We start from the raw sequence: 5,035 nt of genomic DNA, 5'->3' as shown, positions 1-5,035 counted from the left end.
GGTGAGCGTGACGACCCGGTACGGGCTGCCGCCGGCCAGCGTGGTGCCGTCCAGCCACCGCACCCCCGGGCCCAGACGCCACCGGTCGTGGCCGGCCCGCCGGGTCAGAATCGGCCCGGCCCCGTCGCCGCGCCGCTCGTGGCGCCTCCTGTCGCTCATGGCCCCGTCCGCTCCCGTCCTTCGGTCACCGTCCGTCCGGCGGCCGGCTGATGGTTCGCCCGATGGTCCGCGCCGGCGAACCGGCCCGGCCGGCGCCCCCGAGGTCGCTCCGGGGCGGGTCATCCGACGAACCCGCCGTCGACCCGGAAATCGGTTCCGGTCACCGCCGACGAGTCCGGCCCGCACAGCCAGCTGGCCGCCGCCGCGATGTCCGTCGGCTCGATCAGCCGGCCCAGGCGCTGCCCGGCGCCGAACTGCTCGATGTCCGCGAGACCGTACACCTGCGCGCTGCGTTCCAGCAGCGCCGTTCGGGTACTGCCGGGCAGGATCGCGTTCGCGGTGACCCCGTACGGGCCGAGATCGGCGGCCAGGGAACGGACGTAACCCAGGGCGGCATGCTTGGACGCGACGTAGGCGGCCAGCCGGGGCAGCCCGATCTCGCCGGCGATGGAGACGACGGCGACGAAGCGCCCGGTCCCGGCGGGAGCGGCGAGCAGCCGCGGCACGGCGGCCCGGGCCAGGTTCGCCACGCCGTGGAAGTTGGTGTCCAGATCCAGGGCGAGCTCGTCGTGGGTGAACTCCCACGCCGGCTTGTCCACGCCCATGATCCCGGCGACCGCCACCGCGGCGCGCAGCCGGCCCGCGGGCACGCGGGCGACCGCAGCCGCCACGGCCGCCTCGTCCCGCACGTCGGCCGGGACCACCAGCACCGCGGCGCCGGCCGCCCGGCACTGCCCGGCCGTGCGGTCCAGGTCCTCACCCGTGCCCCGCGGGTAGCCGACCGCCCCGGACAGGTCGGCATCCGGCCGGTCGAGCAGCAGCAGGTCGAAGCCGTCCCCGGCCAGGCGGGCCGCGACCGCCGCGCCCATCCCGCGGGCCGCCCCGGTCACCACCGCCCAGGGACGGGTCAGCGGCCCGGTCACGGCTCACCCAGCAGGTCGAGGGAGGTCCGCAGCAGGTCGATCAGGTCGGCGTCCTCGTGCCCGAGCCATTGCTCGTACGCGGAGAGGGCGGCCCCCAGGGCCAGATGGCCCAGGGTGCGCGGCACCAGGTCGGCCGGGTCGCCCCCGAGCCGGGCGGCCGCGAACCGGGCGACGACCTCGCGCCACGCCGCGTACCGCAGAGTCGAATACGCCTGCAGTGCAGGCGAACCCAGGATCAGGCGCATCCGGTTCCGCAGCGATTCGGCGGCGTGGGCGTCGAAGGAGTTGAACGCCAGGACGCCCCCGCGGATGGCCTCCACCAGGGGTACCTCCGGCGGGCAGGCGGCGAACCACCGGGCGAAGGCCTCGAGCTGGGTGTCGAACTCGCCCCACACCGCATCGTTCTTGGATTTGAAATAGCGGAAGAACGTGCGCCGGCCGATGCCGGCGGCGGCGGCGATCTCGTCGACCGAGGTGACGTCGAATCCCTGCGCGGAGAACATCTCCAGGCAGATGCGTTCCAGTTCGCCCCGGCTGGTCACGGCCGGCCGGCCGGGCGCGGCGGTCAGCGCGCTGGGGGCCGGGGCCGTGGCCCCCGTTCCTTTGGCCACGAGGCACCTATACCTTCGGACAGTTGACATGTGGCACTGGGTGCCAATACCGTCCATTGTGACACGGAGCACTGCCGTTGTCATCCCCCGCAGTATCGGACCATGGAGGTTGGTCATGCCGGAAGTCACTGTCGACGAGAAGGTTTCGAAGACCGCGGACGCCCAGGACGCGTCTCTGGTGACCAGCGACCTGCTGGTCGAGGACGTCTCGATCGACGGCATGTGCGGCGTCTACTGAGCCGAGTCGGGTAGCGGACGGCCGGGGTCGTCGGACCAGCCCCCACCGGTCCCGGACCGTCCCGCCACGCCCCCGGGCCCCGCCGTCCGGCGGCGTGCGCACCGTCCATTCTTCCGGCCCGTTCCCGGGCCGGCCGGCCGGCCATGTCCCGCCCCGGGAAAAGGCTCGCACCGGCTCTGAATTGTCGCCGAACGCCCTCGATACGGAGGTTCAATGATGAGTGCCGTCGCGATCGGCGCGCCGACGCCGGGCCCGGGCCCGGGAGACGCCGGTGTTCTGCCCCCCTTCGTGCCCGACCTGCCCTACGAGTTGCATCCGGCCGTCGAGGTGCGGCCCGAGCCGTTCGGGGCCCTGCTGTACTCGTTCAAGACCAGGCGCCTGTCGTTCCTCAAGGACCGCGACCTGGTGACGGTGGTCCGTTCCCTGGGCGACCACCCCACGGCGGCCGCCGCCTGCCGCGCCGCCGGCATCACCGATCCGCATCGGTTGACCATGTTCGAGCGGGCGCTGGCCACGTTGGCCGCGACCGAAACCATCAGGGAGCGTCACTCATGACCACTGCCGTGCTGCCGCTGGTCGACCACTTCGCGCTGGGTCTGGACTCGCCGATCTGCCTGACCTGGGAACTGACGTACGCCTGCAATCTGGCCTGCGCGCACTGCCTGTCCAGCTCGGGCCGGCGTGATCCGCGGGAGCTGACCACGGCCGAGTGCAAGGCCGTGATCGACGAGCTCGAACGGATGCAGGTGTTCTACGTCAACATCGGCGGTGGCGAGCCGACGGTACGGCCCGACTTCTGGGAGCTGGTGGACTACGCCACCGCCCACAAGGTCGGGGTCAAGTTCTCCACCAACGGCATCAAGATCAACGCCGAGGTCGCGCAGCGGCTGGCCGCCAGCGACTACGTCGACGTGCAGATCTCGTTGGACGGCGCGACGGCCGAGGTCAACGACTACGTGCGGGGTCGCGGGTCGTACGCCACGGCGATCCGGGCGATGGAGAACCTGGCCGCGGCCGGGATGGTCAACTTCAAGATCTCGGTGGTCTGCACCCGGCAGAACATCGACCAGCTGGACGCGTTCAAGGCCATCGCCGACCGGTACTCCGCGCAGCTGCGGTTGACCCGGCTGCGCCCGTCCGGGCGGGGGGCGGACGTGTGGGACGAGCTGCATCCGACCGCGGCCCAGCAGCGGCAGCTGTACGACTGGCTGGTCGCCAACGGCGAGAACGTGCTGACCGGGGATTCCTTCTTCCATCTGGCCGCCTATGGCGAGGCCCTGCCCGGCCTGAACCTGTGCGGCGCGGGCCGGGTGGTCTGCCTGATCGACCCGGTCGGTGACGTCTACGCCTGCCCGTTCGCCATCCACGAGAAGTTCCTGGCCGGCAACGTGCGCTCGCCGGGCGGGTTCCGAACCGTCTGGCGCGAGTCCGAACTGTTCAACGAGCTGCGGAAGCCGCAGAGCGGCGGGGCCTGCGCGTCCTGCTCGGCCTACGACGCGTGCCGGGGCGGCTGCATGGCGGCGAAGTTCTTCACCGGCCTGCCGCTGGACGGCCCGGATCCCGAATGCGTCAAGGGGTACGGCGAACTGGCGCTGTCCAAGGTGATCCCGGGCGCCTCACCCAAGCCGTCCGAGGACCACTCGCACGCCAAGCAGCTCAAGAACGGCCCGGTCATGCTGACGCTGCGGACCCGTCCCGATCGCAGCTGCGACGAGAATCCCTTGGCCGGAATGGCTCCCGTGCGGTCGCCGGCCGGAGTGGGCCGCTAGGGCATCCACCGCCGCACCATCTGCCCCGACCGGCACCCGGCGGCTTCGGCCGCCGGGTCCCGGCGATCGTCCGTGTTCGTGTCCGATCCTTTCGCCCGTCGGCGGGCGAGTTCGTCCCCAGGAAGAAAGGCCGCGTTGTGGCAAACAAATGGTTCGAGACCGTCGCCGAGGCGCAACGGCGCGCGAAGAAGCGACTTCCCAAGTCGGTGTACATGGCCCTGGTCGCCGGGTCCGAGAAGGGCGTGACGATCGCCGACAACCAGGCGGCGTTCGCCGAGCTCGGGTTCGCGCCGCACGTCGCGGGGCTGTCGGCCAAACGTGACCTGTCGACGACGGTGATGGGCCAGGAGATCTCGCTGCCGGTGATCATCTCGCCGACCGGCGTGCAGGCCGTCGACCCGGACGGCGAGGTGGCGGTCGCCCGGGCCGCGGCCGCCCGCGGCACCGCGATGGGGCTCAGCTCGTATGCGAGCAAACCGATCGAGGAGGTCATCGAGGCCAATCCGCAGACCTTCTTCCAGGTCTACTGGTCGGGCACCCGGGACCAGATCAAGCAGCGGGTGGAACGGGCCCGCGCGGCCGGCGCCAAGGGCCTGATCCTGACCCTGGACTGGTCGTTCTCCATGGGCCGCGACTGGGGCAGCCCCAAGATCCCGGAGAAGGTCAACCTCAAGGCGATGTGGGACTACGCGCCCGAGGCGATCACCCACCCGCGGTGGCTCTGGTCGTTCGGCCGGACGCTCAAGATCCCGGATCTGACCGTGCCGAACCTGGCCGACCCCGGCCAGAGCGCTCCGACCTTCTTCGGCGTCTACTACGAATGGATGCAGACGCCCCCGCCCACCTGGGACGACGTCGCCTGGCTGGTCGATCTGTGGGGCGGCCCGCTGATGCTCAAGGGCATCTGCCGGGTCGACGACGCCAAGGCCGCGGTGGCCGCGGGGGTCAGCGCGATCTCCGTGTCCAACCACGGCGGCAACAACCTGGACAGCACCCCGGCCTCCATCCGGGCGCTGCCGGCCATCGTCGACGCGGTCGGCGACAAGGTGGAGATCGTGCTCGACGGCGGCGTGCGCCGCGGCAGCGACGTGGTCAAGGCGGTCGCGCTGGGCGCCCGTGCGGTGATGATCGGCCGGGCCTACCTGTGGGGCCTGGGTGCCAACGGGCAGGCCGGCGTGGAGAACGTGCTCGACATCCTGCGCAGCGGCATCGATTCCGCCGTTCTCGGGCTGGGGCACTCGTCCGTCCACGACCTGTCCCCGTCCGACCTCGTCATCCCCGCCGGGTTCGAGCGGGCGCTGGGCGTCCCGGCCGAGGTCTGATCCGCTCCGACGG

Annotated in this window: 6 protein-coding genes; 4 read left to right on the top strand and 2 right to left on the bottom strand. The window is 71.7% G+C overall.

The window, feature by feature from the left end:
* Window positions 1–278: 278 nt before the first annotated feature.
* Together ACOJUF_RS20970 and mftR are read right to left on the bottom strand one after the other, a co-directional pair.
* Window positions 279–1,082 (bottom strand): SDR family oxidoreductase, encoded by an 804-nt coding sequence (locus tag ACOJUF_RS20970; protein WP_420123756.1) that lies wholly within the window; start codon window positions 1,080–1,082, stop codon window positions 279–281.
* Window positions 1,079–1,693 (bottom strand): mycofactocin system transcriptional regulator, encoded by a 615-nt coding sequence (gene mftR / locus ACOJUF_RS20965; protein WP_420123755.1) that lies wholly within the window; start codon window positions 1,691–1,693, stop codon window positions 1,079–1,081. Before mftR ends, ACOJUF_RS20970 begins: the two co-directional genes overlap by 4 nt.
* Before the next feature lie 115 nt (window positions 1,694–1,808).
* Here mftR and mftA point away from each other — a divergent pair, with 115 nt between their 5' ends.
* The 4 genes from mftA (at window position 1,809) to mftD (ending at window position 5,022) form a co-directional block, all read left to right on the top strand.
* Window positions 1,809–1,931 (top strand): mycofactocin precursor MftA, encoded by a 123-nt coding sequence (gene mftA / locus ACOJUF_RS20960; protein WP_420123754.1) that lies wholly within the window; start codon window positions 1,809–1,811, stop codon window positions 1,929–1,931.
* A gap of 216 nt (window positions 1,932–2,147) precedes the next feature.
* Window positions 2,148–2,486, top strand: a complete 339-nt coding sequence (mftB, locus tag ACOJUF_RS20955; RefSeq protein ID WP_420123753.1) for a mycofactocin biosynthesis chaperone MftB — start codon at window positions 2,148–2,150, stop codon at window positions 2,484–2,486.
* Window positions 2,483–3,700, top strand: a complete 1,218-nt coding sequence (gene mftC, locus ACOJUF_RS20950; protein WP_420123752.1) for a mycofactocin radical SAM maturase — start codon at window positions 2,483–2,485, stop codon at window positions 3,698–3,700. The genes mftB and mftC overlap by 4 nt, the downstream gene beginning before the upstream one ends.
* A gap of 137 nt (window positions 3,701–3,837) precedes the next feature.
* Complete coding sequence (gene mftD, locus ACOJUF_RS20945) at window positions 3,838–5,022, top strand: pre-mycofactocin synthase MftD (protein ID WP_420123751.1); 1,185 nt, start codon at window positions 3,838–3,840, stop codon at window positions 5,020–5,022.
* Window positions 5,023–5,035: the final 13 nt, after the last annotated feature.

The sequence above is a fragment of the Nakamurella sp. genome (assembly GCF_048594475.1).
Lineage (GTDB): Bacteria > Actinomycetota > Actinomycetes > Mycobacteriales > Nakamurellaceae > Nakamurella.
This window is presented reverse-complemented; position numbering and strand designations above follow the sequence as displayed.

Coding starts and splice junctions, on each gene's coding strand:
- mftC (WP_420123752.1), top strand. CDS start 2,483: ATGACCACTGCCGTGCTGCCGCTGGTCGACCACTTCGCGCTGGGTCTG.
- mftA (WP_420123754.1), top strand. CDS start 1,809: ATGCCGGAAGTCACTGTCGACGAGAAGGTTTCGAAGACCGCGGACGCC.
- mftB (WP_420123753.1), top strand. CDS start 2,148: ATGAGTGCCGTCGCGATCGGCGCGCCGACGCCGGGCCCGGGCCCGGGA.